We start from the raw sequence: 281 nt of genomic DNA on the forward strand, positions 1-281 counted from the left end.
AGCAAAATGCTCATGGTTATAAAAGTACACTTAGAAAGTATAGAGCAAAAAACTGCAGCAACTGCCAAATCAGAGGGCGATGCTTTAAAGGCAAAGGCAACCGTAGCATCGAAGTCAATTTTAGGCTGAGAGCTTATAAATAAAAAGCCAGAGAGGCTCTTAATAGCGATAAGGGGTTACATCACCGAAGTAAACGGCCTATTGAACCAGAGGCTGTCTTTGGTCAGATTAAATACAACAAAGGATTTAATCGTTTTAAGCTAAAAGGGCTTGAAGGTGTT

At 39.5% G+C, this 281-nt stretch carries 1 pseudogene; it reads left to right on the forward strand.

The features are described from left to right. Positions 1–281: pseudogene (locus tag FNN09_RS21515) on the forward strand (transposase); the annotation flags it as partial.

This window comes from Carboxylicivirga sp. M1479 (genome assembly GCF_007097485.1).
GTDB lineage: Bacteria > Bacteroidota > Bacteroidia > Bacteroidales > Marinilabiliaceae > Carboxylicivirga.